The 17,826-nt window shown below is 35.2% G+C and carries 10 protein-coding genes; 2 read left to right on the top strand and 8 right to left on the bottom strand.

Features of this window, described 5'->3' with window-relative positions; translation table 11 throughout:
* Positions 1 to 942: a YihY/virulence factor BrkB family protein gene (locus tag C1634_RS09630; protein WP_103233730.1), complete on the top strand. Its 942-nt coding sequence runs from the start codon at positions 1 to 3 to the stop codon at positions 940 to 942.
* 106 nt (positions 943 to 1,048) lie between these two features.
* Here C1634_RS09630 and argS read toward each other — a convergent pair whose 3' ends face one another.
* From argS to C1634_RS09600, 6 genes are all read right to left on the bottom strand, one after another.
* A complete protein-coding gene (gene argS / locus C1634_RS09625) occupies positions 1,049 to 2,809 on the bottom strand; it encodes an arginine--tRNA ligase (RefSeq protein ID WP_109738328.1) in 1,761 nt (586 codons plus the stop codon).
* A gap of 121 nt (positions 2,810 to 2,930) precedes the next feature.
* Positions 2,931 to 3,380 (bottom strand): lipocalin-like domain-containing protein, encoded by a 450-nt coding sequence (locus tag C1634_RS09620; protein WP_103233731.1) that lies wholly within the window; start codon positions 3,378 to 3,380, stop codon positions 2,931 to 2,933.
* Between the two features lie 57 nt (positions 3,381 to 3,437).
* Complete coding sequence (locus C1634_RS09615) at positions 3,438 to 4,898, bottom strand: SusD/RagB family nutrient-binding outer membrane lipoprotein (protein WP_109738327.1); 1,461 nt, start codon at positions 4,896 to 4,898, stop codon at positions 3,438 to 3,440.
* Positions 4,899 to 4,901: 3 nt separating this feature from the next.
* On the bottom strand, positions 4,902 to 7,859 hold the full coding sequence (locus tag C1634_RS09610; protein WP_103233018.1) for a SusC/RagA family TonB-linked outer membrane protein: 2,958 nt from the start codon (positions 7,857 to 7,859) through the stop codon (positions 4,902 to 4,904).
* 409 nt (positions 7,860 to 8,268) lie between these two features.
* Entirely contained in the window at positions 8,269 to 9,867 is a 1,599-nt protein-coding gene (locus C1634_RS09605) for a SusD/RagB family nutrient-binding outer membrane lipoprotein (RefSeq protein WP_103233019.1), read from the bottom strand.
* A 15-nt stretch (positions 9,868 to 9,882) separates the two neighbouring features.
* The gene (locus tag C1634_RS09600) at positions 9,883 to 12,918 is read right to left on the bottom strand and encodes a SusC/RagA family TonB-linked outer membrane protein (protein WP_103233020.1); all 3,036 of its coding nucleotides are present in this window, start codon (positions 12,916 to 12,918) and stop codon (positions 9,883 to 9,885) included.
* A 506-nt stretch (positions 12,919 to 13,424) separates the two neighbouring features.
* Here C1634_RS09600 and C1634_RS09595 point away from each other — a divergent pair.
* The gene (locus C1634_RS09595) at positions 13,425 to 14,009 is read left to right on the top strand and encodes a ribonuclease HII (RefSeq protein ID WP_109738326.1); all 585 of its coding nucleotides are present in this window, start codon (positions 13,425 to 13,427) and stop codon (positions 14,007 to 14,009) included.
* 131 nt (positions 14,010 to 14,140) lie between these two features.
* On the opposite strand, the gene yidC is transcribed toward C1634_RS09595, so the two are convergent.
* Together yidC and C1634_RS09585 are read right to left on the bottom strand one after the other, a co-directional pair.
* Positions 14,141 to 15,940, bottom strand: coding sequence for a membrane protein insertase YidC (gene yidC / locus C1634_RS09590; protein WP_109738325.1), 1,800 nt, complete (start codon positions 15,938 to 15,940; stop codon positions 14,141 to 14,143).
* Between the two features lie 204 nt (positions 15,941 to 16,144).
* Positions 16,145 to 17,752 carry a CTP synthase gene (locus C1634_RS09585; protein ID WP_103233876.1) on the bottom strand — a complete coding sequence of 536 codons (1,608 nt, stop codon included), beginning with the start codon at positions 17,750 to 17,752 and terminating at the stop codon, positions 16,145 to 16,147.
* Positions 17,753 to 17,826: the final 74 nt, after the last annotated feature.

The raw sequence follows: 17,826 nt of genomic DNA, 5'->3' as shown, positions 1-17,826 counted from the left end.
ATGATCAATACTGCTAAATTTTTCTGGGAGGTTCTGAAAGATACATTTACTGAATGGAACAATTCTTCTGCATCAAAAGATTCAGCAAGTCTTGCTTATTATGCCATCTTTTCTATCCCCGGATTATTGATCATTATTATCTGGGTACTTGGAAATTTCTTTGGGGAAGAAGCGATCCGGGGACAAATCAGCACGCAGATCAGCGGCATTATGGGACCCGATGTAGCCAAAAGTATTGAAAGTATGCTGGCAGGTGCCCTTATTGACAAAAAGAATATTTTCATGAAAGCTGTGGGAGTCGGATCATTGGTTTTCGGTTCTACCACCTTATTTTTTCAACTTCAGCATTCATTGAATACGCTTTGGGATGTAGAGGCAGCTCCCAAAAAGGCACTCATCAAATTTTTACTGGACAGAGCCAATTCATTGGGAATGATTCTTATTTTGGGATTTCTTCTGATGACCACTATGATTTTATCTTCTCTGATTAGTCTGTTTAATAAAATAATTACTCAGTATTTTGGTTTTGAAACCTATATGCTGGTAGAATTTGTGAATTTTGCGGTAGGTTTTGGAATTGTCATGTTCTTATTTGCTTTGATGTTTAAAGTACTACCCGATGTTCTGATCAGCTGGAAACCGGTATGGAAAGGGGCATTTCTGACAACAGTTTTATTTACGCTCGGAAAGTTTTTATTAAGCCTTTATTTTAATCAGATAAAGCCCACTTCAGCCTTTGGTGCTGCCGGAACGGTTATTCTGATTATGATGTGGATCAACTATTCCTGTATGCTGATTTTCTTTGGCGCAGAATTTACCAAAGTTTATACGTACAAAAAAGGATATAAAGTTGTTCTTTCCAAACATGCACGATGGACACCTGCAAAATTGTATGCAGACAGTCTGAAACAAATGCACAGTGAGGATCAGGATAAGACGTAAATTTGGGTTGCGAGGTTCGAGGTTTTGAGATTCTGGTTATTCTGATACGAGATTATTAATTTATATACAAAAAAAGCCTCCTGAAAATTCAGGAGGCTTTCTATTTTTACATTCTGTTCACTGTTCCGATTCCCAGCATTTCTAACGATTTTCTGATCGTTTTCGCTGTTAGATCTGAAATATTCAAACGGAATTGTTTTACATTTTCATCTTCCTGATTCAGAATTGGGTTATTCTGATAGAAAGAGTTGTATGCTTTTACAAGATCATAGACATAGTTCGCTACTAAAGCCGGGCTTAAAGTTTCCGCTGACTTGGCTACTACAGTTTTAAAGTTGGTCAACTGCATAATCAATTCTTTTTCAGATTGATTCAATTCAATATCAGCAGTTTCCGCGTTCAAAGTACCTGCTTTAGACAGCAATGACTGAATACGCGCATATGTATATTGAATAAACGGACCTGTATTTCCGTTAAAATCGATACTTTCTGCCGGGTTGAAAAGCATTTTTTTCTTAGGATCTACTTTAAGCATAAAATACTTCAATGCTCCTAATCCTACCGTTTCATAAGAGGTTTCCTTATCTTCTTCAGAAAGGCTCTCAAGTTTTCCTAATTCCTGTGCCTTAGATTTTGCTGTTTCATACATTTCCTGCATCAGGTCATCAGCATCTACAACAGTTCCTTCACGGGATTTCATTTTCCCTTCAGGCAGTTCTACCATTCCGTAAGAAAGGTGATACAACTGATCTGCCCACTCGTATCCTAATTTTTTCAGGATTTTAAATAAAACCTGGAAGTGGTAATCCTGCTCGTTTCCTACCGTATAGATGAGCTTCTGAATATTATTTTGTTTAAAACGTTCAACCGCTGTTCCAAGATCCTGAGTCATATATACGGATGTACCATCTGAACGTAACAACAGCTTCTGATCAAGTCCTTCATCTGTAAGGTCACACCAAACAGAACCGTCTTCTTTCTGATAGAGCACTCCATTATCCAGACCTGCCTGAATAAGATCTTTTCCTAAAATATAGGTATTGCTTTCATATTGAACCTGATCAAAGTCTACCCCTAATCTTTTATAGGTCTCATTGAATCCTGTGTAAACCCATGAATTCATCTCAGCCCAAAGCGCTCTTACTTTCTCATCTCCATTTTCCCAATCCAAAAGCATTTTCTGAGCTTCTTTCATCAACGGAGCTTCTTTTTTAGCCTGCTCTTCTCCTACCCCCTGGCCTACTAAATCTGCAATTTCTTTTTTGTAGTTTTTGTCAAATTCTACGTAATAGTTTCCTACAAATTTGTCTCCTTTTGTATTGGTCGTTTCAGGAGTTTCTCCATGTCCAAACTTCTCCCAAGCCAGCATTGATTTGCAGATATGAATTCCTCTGTCGTTGATGATCTGACTTTTGATTACATCATATCCGGCCTCTTTTAAAATCTGAGCTACAGAGAATCCTAATAAGTTATTTCTGATGTGTCCTAAGTGTAGTGGCTTATTGGTATTCGGTGAAGAATATTCTACCATTACCATAGAATTCTTCTTCTCTATCGTAGAAAAGTTCTTGCTTACAGATCTAAAATTATCTACAAACAATTGGTTTTTCACTTTTACATTAAGGAAACCTTTTACTACATTGAAGCTTTCAAACAGATCAGAATATTCTGTCAAAGCTCCTCCCAATTCAATACCAATATTTTCAGGATTTTTCTTAAGTTGTTTTACCAATGGGAATGTAACAATGGTAAAGTCACCTTCAAAATCCGTTTTATTTTCCTGAACTTCCAAATTGATGTCTTTCAATTGAAAGACATTTAAAATCACCTCCGAAAGCTTCTTCTCTATTATATCTTTAATATTCATGTGTATCTATTACTTTTTTAAAGACTATGTGAAATAGTCTTTTCTTCTCAAAATTTTAAAGTACAAATATACGGAAATAAAAAAACCGCCCGAAGGCGGTTTTATAGGTAAATAAGAATATTTATTCTTTTCTGAAAACTAAGACTGCCTCGTCATTTCCAGGCGTATTGTCCAAGTTTTTGCTGTTGTCATTAATTTTGAGTTCAGTATTGGAATAGGAATCTATTTCCTTTTTCAATGTTTTGGAAACCCCTGCTTCTGTATAAGTAAGAGTTAATGTCTGATACATTTTATCAAAGGTCCATTTTCCTCCAAAAGAATCGAACAAATTACAATTCCCTGAAGAAGAAGATACATCATATCTTTCATAAGATCCTGAGAAATCCGGATTTATAAATATGATTCCTTTCTTTTCGCAATCAGTCAGCACGATATCTTTACCTCTGAATTCATACTTATATGGTTTCCAGGTTCCATTAATACTTACATTTTCATTTACAACTGTACGGTCATCATCACTAGAACATGATACAATACCCATTAAAAGAAGAATTCCAATAAAAAATCTCATATAAAAGTTTTTGTATTCTTCAAGCCTAGGAATAGGCTTGAAGAAGTATTATTTAATTTAAAATTTATCCCAAAATATTTTTGTTGATACTTTGTCACCTCCAATTTTTGAAGCTGCAGCATTCACATTTTTAGCATTTAGAAGATATTCCTGATCAGAATATTTCATTCTTACCGGTACTGATTCTACTACAGAACCTCCTGGGTTTGCAAACACAGGGAAGTCTAATCTTCTTGCAAAATTCCATGCCTGGAATCCTTTATTGAACATTGCTATCCATGCTTGCTCTCCAACAGATTTTTTCCAGTTGGCCGCATTATACGGATTAGCTGCGATAAATGCATTTGCAGTAAGATTATCAATACCATATTCAGCCATTGAAGCTGTAATAGCATCTTTATATAAAGTAGCAGGAGTACCTCCAACACTAAAGCCTCTCGCGGCAGCTTCAGTTCTTAAGAATTCAATTTCAGAATAATCCAATAAGAAACCTTGTGCATTTTCTCCTGAAATAGTGTTTGTAAAGTGAGAGTAGTCCTTGAAAATATTCTGATCTCCATATACTCCACCAACATAAGCACCAGCAACCTGTGTAAACCATGTTGCTCTTCTTGGATCTGAAGTGGTATTCATAAAATCAACAAGAATATCAGAAGGAATAAAGTCATTTCTACCAGATTGAATTACATCCTGATAAACAGGGTTTGACAATAATCCTGATGGGAAAGTCTGCAATCCAAAATTATCTATTTTTCCTGTAAATAATCCAGCAGTGTAAGCTGCTTCTGCATACGTTTTAGCTAAAGCCGGATCAGAATCTGCTAAAGTGACTGCCATTCTGAACTTCAATGAATTACCCATTTTTTTCCATTTGCTCATATCTCCTTTATAGATCAAGTCATTGGTATATCCATTACCAGAAGTATTAATCATGGCAAGCGCAGCATCAATTCTTTTAATAAGATCCAGATATACTGTTTTTGCATCATCATAAGGAATTTCTGCACTTCCTGGATTTTCAGCTGTTGCTTTTAATGCTCCAAAATAAGGAATATCTCCATAAGTGTCCACTAAATTAGCCCATGCATACACATTTACCAATTCAATCATAGCAATATTATTGTTTTTGGTAACAGCATCTACGCCTTCACTCTCAAGAAATCTTCTTGCATCTCTTAGTGCAGATAATACTCCCGGAGAGTTAATAGTTGCTGAGGCAGATGCCATCATACGATTATAGTGATTCCTTGGAATTGGTCTTGTCACCATATCGTAATTAGTCTCATCAGTATAAGTCGTTTCTGACCACTGCTGCGTAAAAAACCTGGTAATGTTACGGTTTACATTGGCAGACAGTAACTGATCAAGAAGTGCATGTTCAGCACTGGCAAAAAGTACTCCTGATGGAACTTCAGTTGGGTGTTTAGTATCTTCATTCAGTGAAGTGATGTCTCTTTCACACGATGTAAATGTTAACGCTAATGAAGCTAAACCTATAATTAAAAATAATTTTTTCATTTTCTAGAATTTTAAAGTTAAATCTATTCCAATATCACGAGTAGTAGGTAATACTCCAATAGAATTACCTTTAGATGCTAAACCATTCCCTGTACCCGCTTCCGGATCTGCATACGGTAAGTTTTTATGAATAATCCAAAGGTTTCTCCCTACAATTGAAATTTTTGCTTCACGAATAGAAGTATTAGCAAGAATTGATTTAGGAAGACTATATCCTATACTTGCTTCTCTCAATTTTACGTAAGATGCGTCATAAACAAATCTTTTATTCGGCATTCTTCTATATCCGTCAACGTTACCAAAAGATCCAGGATTGATAGCAGGTGTCGTATTTACGTTTCCATTTGGATTAACTCCCGGATGCACAAATCCTCCTTCTCTGTAGTCAGCAGTTTCTGCGTAAAGACCAGTTGCCAATCCGTAATACATATCGGTAGAGAATACGTCGCCACCTTTTTTCACATCAATAAGGAAACTTACTGTAAAATCTTTATAACGGAAGCTGTTTCTGATACCCCCTACCCAATCTGGAGTAATATTACCAATAACCTGATTGTTATTTCTTAAATAACGACCTGTTGCAGGGTCTATTACTCTATCTCCATTAGAATTGTATACATAATCTGATCCTACTAAAGCACCAAAAGATTCTCCCACACGTGCGTTAAGGGATACTCCTCCCTGGTAACTTGCCATCAAATAATTTTGAGAATCACCATTTAATGCAATAACTTTATTTTCGTTTTTAGACCAGTTCACGTTAACATCCCATGTAAAATTATCTGTTTTAAAGGGAGTACCGTTTAACTGTACTTCAACACCTTTATTGTCAATCTGTCCTGCGTTTACAAGGAATGTTCTATATCCTGTTGCAGAAGAAACCGGCAAGTTGATGATCTGGTCAAATGTTCTTGTTTTATAGATTGCAACATCAAAACCTAATCTATTTTTGAAAAACTGAGCCTCCATACCGAATTCAGTTTCCTTAGATCTCTGAGGTTTTAAGTTTGGATTCGCAAGGAAGTAAGGCTGATCGAATAATCCTTCTCCTCTTGCTTTGAAGGTATTTACTAATCTGAAATTATTGGTAGAAGAACCTACTTCAGCGTAGTTTGCTCTCAATTTCCAGAAGCTTAACCAAGGTTGTTTTACAAATTCTGATAGAATAATAGCACCGGTAACGGAAGGATATCCATAGCTGTTATTTCCTTTTGGCAAGTTGGAAGATTGGTCTACACGATAAGTACCATCTACAAATAAGAAGTTTTTATATCCAAAAGATGCTGTAGCATATAAACTCGAAGTAACCCATTTTGCATAATTTTCATCAGGCGGAAGGATTGTTCTTATTGAGTTGGATATTGCAAACAGACCTGGCTTAGACAAACCTCCTTCTGTGCTCATAAAAATATTGTCAACAAGATTTCTTCTAACGTTCCCCCCTGCAATCCCACTAACACTTAGGTCTGAAGTAATATCAAATTTATAGTTGGCAAATAAATCAAAGTTGATCTCAGTGTTTTTCACATTGGTTCTTGCATATCCTGAACTTACATTAAGCTGTGAAGCACCAAACGCCTGAGGAAGAGATCCATTCATCAATCTCTCTTCTACAACCATTTGCAAATCATCATAAGATAATTTCCCTGTAATTCCGAAATTCTTAGAAACATCATATTTCAACTGGGCATAGCTGAATATTCTGGTTCTGTTGTCAGACTGATAATTCTGATATCTCTGGAAATAAGGGTTATTCCAATACTGAGGAGTTCCATCAGCCGCCGTAGATCTGTTCCAGGAAAAGTTACTGTTTCCGTTGTTAGTATAAGCATCTCTTAATGCCAATACATCTACATTGGTCTGCCACCACTGTCTGAAACCAGTCACAACGTTATCAGAATATCCTGTTTCGTTACGACCTTTTGTATCTTGTAACGTTAAAGTTGTGAAAACAGAGGCATGTAGTTTATCTGTAAAATCATGATTAAACTTCGCTGAAATTGTATTTTTTCTCAGCTCTGAATTAGGCATCAAACCATTGGAAAGCATATTGGAATATGATAAGGAAAGATTTGAAGTTTTATTTCCTTTTTCAATGGTAATTGTATTAATATAAGTGACTGGTGTTTCAAAAAATTTAATTGGGCCGTTTTTCGCAGCAACCCAAGGTGTAGCTTTTCCATAGTTTGGAGAAGAAGGATCAAATGAATCCCATTGGTAAACCAATTGGTTAGGATTAAATGCAGGTCCATAAGAGGCATCATCTACAAAGTTGGCATAATTGTAACCTCCAGGTCCCGGATCTTCGTTCCATGCTTGTCCGCCATATCCTGCTCCATATTTTTTCTGGTAGGTAGGGAAAGTAGATTTATCAATAAATCCGGCTGTAATTCCTGAGTTTAAAGTAACTCCCCAGCTTCCATCGTTATTTCCTCTTCCGCTTTTGGTTACAATCAAGATTACACCGTCACTTCCTCTTTCACCATACAAAGCAGATGCAGCAGCACCTTTTAGTACGTTTACAGATTCAATATCTTCCTGATTGACATCTGAAAGAAAGTTACCATAATCGAATGTAGATCCGGTTACGGTATTATTATTAACTGGTGAACCATCAATTACAATAAGTGGAGATCCTCCTGATAAGGATTTATATCCTCTGATCAAAAGGTTCGCAGATCCGCCAAAGTTGTTGTTTGTATTTACCTGTAGTCCGGCCACCTTACCTGAAAGAAGAGATGCTACGTTACCGGTATTGGTAGTTCCACCGGTTAATTCTGCAGCCTTTACTTCTTCGGAAGCATAACCAAGAGATTTTTTCTCTCTTTTAATCCCGAGTGCAGTAACGACTACACCCTCAATTTCTTTTGTTTTAATAGTATCATTCTTCTGCTGGGCGTTCGCAACAGCAATAGAGGATGACATTACTAAAACAAGAAGACTTGCTGTTAGTTTCTTCATATCAAATTAATTTTTGTGACTTTACAAATTTGTAAAACTTTCTTAATATCACAAAGCAAAATCTAAAAAAAATACATTTATTTCAATATTTTAAAACAAAAACAACGAAACAACTATTAAAATAAGTTAAAAACAAAATATTTAACAAAAACAATCCATTTAAATCTTATTTTTTTTTAAGAAATAATAACAATCATTTAAATTGATATTATCTATCATAAATCGCAACACATTCCCATTAAAACAAATTGAATATCAATGACTTGAAAACTAAAAAAAGAGAGAAAATAGTTGTAAACGCCCAATGTACTATGCTAGACATATTTTTATATTGTGAAAAGAATTCCCCCTTTAAACGAAAAAAACCGCCCGAAGGCGGTAAAATATATTAAAATTGTAATTATAAAAATTAGTTTCTAGCCCAGAAAGGGGTATACTGATTTTTGCTAAATACATCTGCATTACTAATAGCAGGTACATTACTCGCATTACCAATATATTCAGAAAGAGGATAAATCAATCTGTTCGGTTTTGGGTTAGATGCTATTGTAGCTAATGGCGTCACAGGGAAGCCAGTTCTTGTATAATCAAAGAATGACTGCTCTGGATTAACACCCGTTAAAGCAATCCATTTTTGAGTCATAATTGCTTCTAATTTGTTAGCATTAGTTCCTGTCCATCCTAGACCAGCAACACTCTGTATTGCAGTAAGATAAGCCGGAGCTCCAGTAGCTCCAAAGAAGCTGTAAGAAGCAGTAACAGCAGCAGTAAAATTACCTGCTCCGTCAGAGAATAAACCTGGATATCTCAAAGCAGCCTCTGCTTGTAAGAATTTAGATTCGGCTCTAGTCATAATACAACCAGGTTTAGCTGATGCTTTAGCAACATAATCTGCAACATCTACATCACCACTTGGCAATAATTTAGGAGAACCTTGACCAATTGTAATACCATAACTAAATCTTGAAATAGCTGCTGGTACCCCTGGCTGGCCTGGTAAATTACCTTGTCTGATACCTGAAACTTTACCTCCTACAAGACCAAACATTCTTGCGCTTCTACCATCTACAATTCCATTAAACTTCTGATAAACCGGGCGAGCATCTCCACCAGCGTTACCATTTAAAATAATAGCTGCATGTTCAGAAGCTACATTGATAGAATAGTTTGCAGCTCTTGTTCCTGAGCTCAGATATACAAAGAAATTGGTAAATGGATTTTGTTGTGCATCGTTAGCAGCAGAGTATCCTGGGTTTTCTAAAACATCTTCGTCAATAAAATCAGCTCCACTAAGTGCTGCTAATTTTTGATCTCTATAAGCAGCCATGTCACCTGTTACGTTAGACATTCTTAACAGAAATCTTAATTTTAATGTATTACCAAAAGCGATCCATTTATCCGTGTCTCCTCTAAAAACAATATCACTACTTGGGCTATTTCCTGAACCTGATTCTAATGATTTAATAGCGTCATCTATATCTGTAATAGAAGCCTTATAAATATCTTCACCTTTATCATATTTAGGAGTCAAATTATCTTGTCCTTTAAAAGCTTGAGAATAAGGCATGTCACCATATAAATCAGTTAAAATCTGAACATAATTAGCTTTCATGATTTTAGCCATAGCTTTATGCTGAACATACTGATTACCCGGATCATTATAAGTAATGATTTTATCAAAATTAGCTACCCCTTTGAAAAGATTATCCCAAACATCATTATAAAATGTATTGGAAACATTGGGTTTATAATCATCAATAAATGGAGCTCCATATACCAATGAGTTTCCAGCCGTTGAGTTCATTACGACACTCGCAAATCTATTTAACGTCTGGGATTGCTTTGCATAAGTTAATGTTATTCCAACTGGAAGCAATTCATTTGGAGTAACTTTATCAATTGAAATATTGTTAGGATCTTCGTTGATATCAAGGTATTTATCACATGATACTGAAGCAAATAACATGGTTATGGATAAAACCGCTGTCGTTATTTTTATATTTTTCATAATTTTTTTAATATTTTAGAATGTCGCTTTTAGGTTAATTCCAAAAGATCTTTGAGATGGATATTGCTCAGCAAGTGCAATACCTGCTCCATTTCCACTTGTATAAGAAGTTTCAGGATCTGCATAGTTTCTGTTTTCTTTTGAATATACAAAGAATGGATTTCTAGCAAATAAACCTACAGTAATACCCGTTACAAAAGTTGATGATAATACTGATTTCGGAACATCATAAGATAAAGCAATTTCTCTTACTTTGAACGCAGTAGCATCTAATACCATCGGCTCACCCAATCTTTGTAAAGATTGCGAACTGAAATATCCAGCTACACCATCATAGTCTGCAGTTCCTCCAACAGGCGTATTGTTCTGAACATATTGTCCGCCCACCATCTGAACTGAGTTAGGAATCACATATCCTTTACTTCTATCAAAACCAGCAGTTTCTTCGCTAGCTCCAGTAAACGTCAAGAGACTCTTACTAAATGAAGCAAATTTACCTCCCTTACGATAGTCCATCGTAGCAGAAAGCGTAAAGCCTTTAAATTTAAGTGAAGTATTAAATCCAAGCGTATAATCCGGAGTTACTCTACCCATACTGCTTAATGTAGTATTTTGCAATGGAACTCCATCAGCTCCTACAATAACTCTTCCTTGATCATCTCTCTGGAAAGTTGTTGCTTTGATAACCTGAAGATCAGAACCTTTAACTGCAAATACTCCAATTCCAACAGTTGTAAATGGTACCGCAAGAGCAACTTCATCCAATCCGTTTGGTAAATCAAGCACAGTAGATCTTGATTTAGCAAAAGAAGCTCTTACATTCCAAGTAAAGTTTTGAGATTTAAATGGAGTAATCCCTAGGTCAATTTCAAATCCTCTCATTCTGGTTTTACCAAAATTATCTTTCAGGTTACTGATTCCTGAAGCATTTGAAACGTTTGCATTAGTAATCAAATCTTTAGTATCTGACTGATAAATTGACCCCTCTAGTGTAATACGATCATTTAAGAAACCTAACTGAACATTCAAGTCATATGTAGAAATAAACTCAGGTCTAATTGTTCTATTAGTTTGCGTAGCATCTATTCCATATCCTGGTAGATTTGGGAAAGGATATCCTGCAGGAGCAATACCTACATTGGAAGTATCATAAGGCAGTACACCAGATGTATTACCTACCCTAGTATATCCTGGCGCAATTTTGATGTAATTGATAATATTATTACCCTTCAAAGCTTCAAAAGCTTTTGTAGGAACAAATGAAAGACCTACAGAGTAATACGGATATGACTTATTATGAACTTGTCCATTATAATAGGTAGACAATACAGAACTTTCTTCAATTCTGAAAGTAGAGTTCAAGAATAAGTAATCTTTGTAAGATAAATCTAAATTGGCAAATCCAGCAACAGTTCTCTGTCTTGTTGTTGTATTCTCAAAAAGAATGTTATCCAACACAGTTGCACCTGCCGAGTTTCCTGGCTGAATAAGGTTTGTAACGTTTCTGATGTCATACCATCCCGGAACAACTAAGTTTGTCCCTCCCATTGATCTGGCAGTTCTATAGCTATCCTGAATATTGTTACCAATGTTTAACTTCAAATTAATATTATCCGTAAGGTCATAATTAAAGTTTAACATTAAGTCACCATAATAACTTCTTGTACTAACAGTACGGTTGATATAGTACGAATCAAAGTTAGAGCTCCCTGTATAATCCTGCAATGTTCCACCATCTAACACAAGTCCACTTCCATTGTACACTTGGCTCGCTTTGAAACCATCATCATGATTATCAGATCTGGAATTATTTAAATATAAGTTTCCAGTATATGTTAAATTAATATTTTTATTAAAATCATACTGCAATGATAAGATTCCTGATAAATAATCATTAACAGTATTTTGTCTTGTATGTTCTAATTGATAATAAGGGTTCTTTGTAAAAGCAGACAACCCTCCTGCAACGCCAGAATTTCTGTATTTTCTAATATCATTCATTGAAGGCATTTGAAGGATATCGCTATATAAATCTGCGCTAGATTGGTTAGTAACCTTACTGATGTAGTTAACAGTTCCATCTATTCTTAATTTATCCAGCTTTTTCCCTGCTTTCAATAAGAAACTATTCTGTCTTAATTGGTCACCTTCAACAACAAAGTCATTTTCTAATCTGTTAATGGACAACATTGCATAAGAATCTGCTCCTCCAGAATTAATAGTAACTCCATTTTGTAAAATCACACCATTTTTGAAAAACTTCGAGAAGTGGTTGTCTACAGGAGCATATTTTTCATAGATAAAACTACCATCTGCCTGTGGTAACCCTGATGGAACCATTTGTCCTCCAATATTTGGATCATTGTAAGCAGGACCCCAGGACATATTTTCAAAAGGCACGTAAGTTGTTCCATTATAATTTGGATCCCCAGCACTAAAAGCTGGCTCATGAGGATACCCCTTACCATATTGCTTTTGTATGATAGGAAATTTGAAAGCTTGGCTCATTTGGATTGAAGATGTCAGCGTAAACTGCATCTTTTCCCCCTTTGCTCCTTTTTTAGTTGTTACAATAATAACCCCATTTACCCCTTGCTGTCCATAAAGAGCAGCTCCTTGAAGTCCTTTAATTACGTTTACGTTTTCAATCACCTCTGGTGGTAACTGAGCTAAAACAGAAGCAGAAGAAATTACATTATCAATTACAACTAGAGCTTCATTCCCCCCTGAAATTGATTTATTTCCTCTGATTACAATCCTACTTGATGCTCCTACACTGTTATCCGTTTGCGTAATCTGCAACCCAGATACTTTACCTGTTAGAGCCTGAACTGCATTCGGAGCAGAGGCCTGGTTTAATTCCTTAGTACCTACTACTTGTTGTGCATTGGTAATGGCATCAACCTTTTTCTTAATACCTAAGGCACCAGTAACTACAACTTCTTCAATAGTCTTAGTTTTTATTGTATCTCCCCCTTTTTCTTGGGCATTTGCAATAAAAAAAGATGAAGAGAGTGCTACTATAAGTACACTAGTTGTTAATTTCTTCATGTTATTTCAATTATTTTTTACAGGCTACAAATTTGTAAAACTTTCTTAAAAACACAAAACAATTTCTTAAAAAAATATAAAATTTTAAACTATTACCAATAAAAACACCTAATAAAATACTAATATTTGTTAAAAATAAATATTTTAACAAATATTTAAAATAAAAACAATCAATAATTTTACAATATATCAACATTATTCATTTAACACCTTTTCAATAATACTAGAGAAAAAAAGACAACAAAACACCCATCATACATACATTTAAGCAATAAAAAAAAAAGAAACCACCACAAAACTGTAAAACACGTACTACAAACTTTAATTCTTTTTTCTTCACAAAACAGGGAAAAAAGCACAAATCTCACCAACAATAAGAATATCATCAATAAAAATTGTCATAAAAGAGTAAATTCATAATCCCGTTTTAAACGATGAAAAAAAATTCTTTATATAATTAATACATTAGTTTTTTATAATTTTACATTTCTTTTTCTAAATAAAATATGGAGCTAATAAAAAACTGGTCAAACCTTTACATCGAAGCGGGATGTGATGAAGTTGGAAGAGGATGTTTAAGCGGGCCAGTAGTGGCGGCAGCGGTAATTTTAGACGATGATTTCAAGCAAAATCTGGTTAATGATTCTAAAAAATTAACGTTCAAAACCCGCATGGAACTGGATAGTTATATCAAGGACAATGTGAAAAACTATGCTATCGCAGAGCTTCCCCCTTCGTTTATTGATGAGCATAATATTCTCAATGCAAGCATTCATGCCATGCATCGTGCCTTGGATAATCTCACGATAACCCCGGAACTTATTTTAGTGGATGGGAACAAATTCCATCCTTATAATTATATTCCACATCAATGTATTATTAAAGGAGATTCTAAGGTTTTATCCATTGCTGCAGCATCAATTCTTGCCAAAAATTACAGAGATAGATTAATGATCCAGCTTCATGAAGAACATCCTGAATATGGATGGGACACCAATTTTGGCTATGCAACCAAAAAACATCAGGAAGCCCTTATCAAGCATGGTCCAACCCTACATCACAGACAATCCTTCAGACTGAAATATGATTGAAAACAAATGATTTTCATTTATTAAATTCTCACACACTGATTATAAATTTAAAATTATTCTAAATAGTAAGCATAAAAAAAGAGAAGCAATTGAATAATTGCTTCTCTTTTTTTACGTTATAATAAAGGAAATTATTTCTTTTTATTTTTTTGCTGCCCCTGAACCTGTTGTTGCTCCTGAGCTTTTTCCATCATTTCTCTCATTCTCTTCTGGAACTTACCTTCTGCTTTTGGTTTTTCCTTATTAGATTGAATCTGAGCATGAATTTTCTTCTCATCCAGAATCACATATTTAATAACAAGGATAATTAAGATGTTAATCGCATTCGATACAAAATAATACCATGAAAGACCTGAAGCTGATGTATTCAGGAAGAATAGGAATGTAATCGGGAAGATATACATTAATACTTTCATATTCGGCATTCCCTCCTGTTGAGGCTGCTGCATATTTCCTGAAGTCATTACTGTATAGATCAAAATAACAACTGTACAAGCTAATGCAAAAATACTCAAGTGATCTCCAAGGAAAGGAACTTTAAATGGAAGCTTGATCAAATCATCATATGCTGTCAAATCCTTTGCAAACCAGAACCCTTGTCCTCTAAGATCAATAAAGTTCGGGAAGAAACGGAACAACGCATAGAAGATTGGAATCTGAACCAACGCAGGTAAACATCCCGCCATCTGATTCACTCCAGCTTTTCTGTAGATCTCCATGGTAGCCTGTTGCTTTTTCATTGGATCTGCATCCTTGAACTTAGCATTCGCTTCATCAATTTCCGGACGGATTACTTTCATCATTGCACTCAATTTATGCTGCTTATACATAATTGGTGACAGGATCAGCTTCACAATGATTGTCATTACAAAAATTACCCAACCTGCAGATAATCCCCAGGCAGCAATAATACCATATAACCACATGAAGAAGTAACGGTTCATCGCTCCGATAAATGACCATCCTAATGGAAGAATTTCATCAAAGTTTTTATCATAAGATTTAAGCAATGGTAAATCCAACGGCATGAAGTACCAAGTGAAATCCTGGTTCAGCTCACTTCCGGTCATTTGAACAAAACCTTCATAGTTTAATTTCTTCAAATATTCTCCTTCTTCAACATTCTCCTGATTTCCTTTACTGTGAGTAAATCCGTTTTTAGCTTCAATCACTGAAGTAAAAAACTGCTGCTTTACACCAATCCAGTTAAGGGTTTCCTTTTCCTCCTCCATTGTCGTTCTTCCATCATAATCATAGTCTTTATAATTATTGAAAGCATAAGAGAATTCTGAGTGAGACTGCTCCTGAGCTCTACCCTTCTCTAAGTTTCTTACATTATAATCCCAGATGAAATCTGCTTTGTTATCTGAAGTAATTTTTGAAAGCCCCTGAGTTCTCACTTTAAAATCAAGAGTGTATTTAGGAAGTAGTGTGTAAATAAACTGAATTACAGCACCATTGTAATCTGCAGTTAAGGTTACTGCATTTCCATTAACAGTAGGTGAGAAAACTAAATCTTTAGTATTGACAACCTTTCCTGTTTTATCTTTAAACTGAAAACCGTAGTTTGAGTTATTTTTATTGATCAGATAAAGTGGCTGATCTGCATTGTCTGTTTTGTGGTTGTAAGCTTTATACTTTAAAAGCTCCACTTTGGAAACCTGTCCTCCTAAGCTTGAAAATTCAAGTTTCAACTCATTATTTCCAAGGCTTGCCGTCTGGATTGCGTTAGGAGTTACATTTGGATTGATATTGTTTGCCTGAGTTTGTTTTACGGCATTTTTTACCTGTTCCGTTTTCTGCTCCTGAGCTTTTAACTCAGCTTCTTTCGTTTGTTTGTTCTGGAAATAGAACATAAAACCGAAGAGAACAAGGCATAAAACCGCGAAACTAATCATTTGCTTCTTATCGATTCCGTTGTTTTGTTGCATTTTATTTTTGTTATAATTAAAATTTCCTATTATTAAACTACCACAGAACTATAAGAAAACTGATAAATCTGTAGTAAATTTCAGCTGACAAAAATACTGTTTTTTTATCAAAACTCTATACTATAATACATTAGTATATAATAAACTCAGGCTGAGAAAAATCAACCTGAGTTTATTAGTAGACGTTTATAATAAAACTTTACCTTATTTCTTTTCGCAAGCCCTAATGAAAGCTCTGAATAAAGGATGCGGCGTTGCTACCGTACTCTTATATTCCGGGTGATACTGAACCCCTACATAGAACGGGTGATCAGGAAGTTCCAACGCTTCTACCAAACCTGTTTCAGGGTTGGTACCTGTAGCAAGGAAACCATTCTTTTCAAATTCCTGAAGGTAATCACTGTTAAATTCATAACGGTGACGGTGTCTTTCAGAAATATTTTTGCTTCCGTAAGTTTCATATAGCTTAGATCCGTTTTTCAAAGCACATTTCCAAGCTCCAAGACGCATCGTTCCTCCTTTATCTACTACATTTTTCTGTTCTTCCATTAATGAAATTACAGGATCTGGAGTTGCTGTATCAAATTCTACTGAATTCGCTTTTGTATGTCCTAAAACATTTCTTGCAAATTCAATTGTCATGATCTGCATTCCTAAACAGATTCCCAACATTGGAATTTTATTCTCTCTTGCATATTTTGCGGTAAGAACTTTTCCTTCAATTCCTCTATCTCCGAAACCTGGAGCTACAAGGATACCATTTACTCCTTTCAGAGTCTCTTTAATGTTTTCCTCAGTAATATCTCCACTGTATACCCATCTTACTTTTACTTCAGTTTCAAGGTCAGCACCTGCATGTTTGAATGCTTCAGCAATTGAAATATAGGAATCCTGAAGGGAAATATATTTTCCAACCAATGCGATTTCTACTGTTTTCTTAGGATTCTGGAATTTCTTCAAGAAGTTCTTCCAGTCTTTAAGATCAGCTGTTTTATCACTTTTCAGATCCAGCTCTTTTAAAACTACATCATCAAAATTCTGCTTCTGAAGATACATTGGAACTTCATAGATGGTTTCCAAATCTTTACATTCAATAACATTCTCCAAAGCAACATTACAGAACTGAGCCAGTTTTGCTCTCTGATCTTTTGGAATTTTATGCTCTGTTCTGCAAACTAAAACATCAGCCATAATTCCACTCTCCATCAATTGACGAACGGAATGCTGAGATGGTTTTGTTTTTAATTCTCCACTTGAAGCCAGATATGGCAATAATGTTAAGTGAATTACCATAGAATTATTATCTCCCAGTTCCCATTTCAGCTGACGAACAGTTTCAATGTATGGTAAAGATTCGATATCCCCTACAGTTCCTCCGATCTCAGTAATGATGATATCGTAGTTCTGTTTTGAAAGGATTTTAATTCTACGTTTGATTTCGTTAGTAATATGAGGAATTACCTGAACTGTTTTTCCAAGGAAATCTCCTTTTCTTTCTTTTTCAATTACAGTTTGGTAGATTTTTCCTGTAGTAACGTTGTTGTTTTGGGATGTAGGAGCATCAAGGTAACGCTCATAGTGGCCTAAATCCAGATCCGTCTCCGCACCATCTTCGGTCACATAGCATTCTCCATGCTCATAAGGATTCAAAGTTCCCGGGTCAATATTGATATAAGGATCAAGTTTTTGGATGGTTACGTTAAAACCGCGTGATTTTAGCAATAGCCCCAGAGAAGCAGACACGATTCCTTTTCCCAAAGATGAAGTTACACCTCCTGTCACAAAGATGTACTTTGTATTCTTTTTACTCATTAGATTAGGTTTGTGCAAAGTTATGGGAAAAAGAAATACAAAGCAATTATTTACATTTTGAAAATAGAAAAACA

Source organism: Chryseobacterium viscerum (genome assembly GCF_002899945.2).
Taxonomy (GTDB): Bacteria; Bacteroidota; Bacteroidia; order Flavobacteriales; family Weeksellaceae; genus Chryseobacterium; species Chryseobacterium viscerum.
This window is presented reverse-complemented; position numbering and strand designations above follow the sequence as displayed.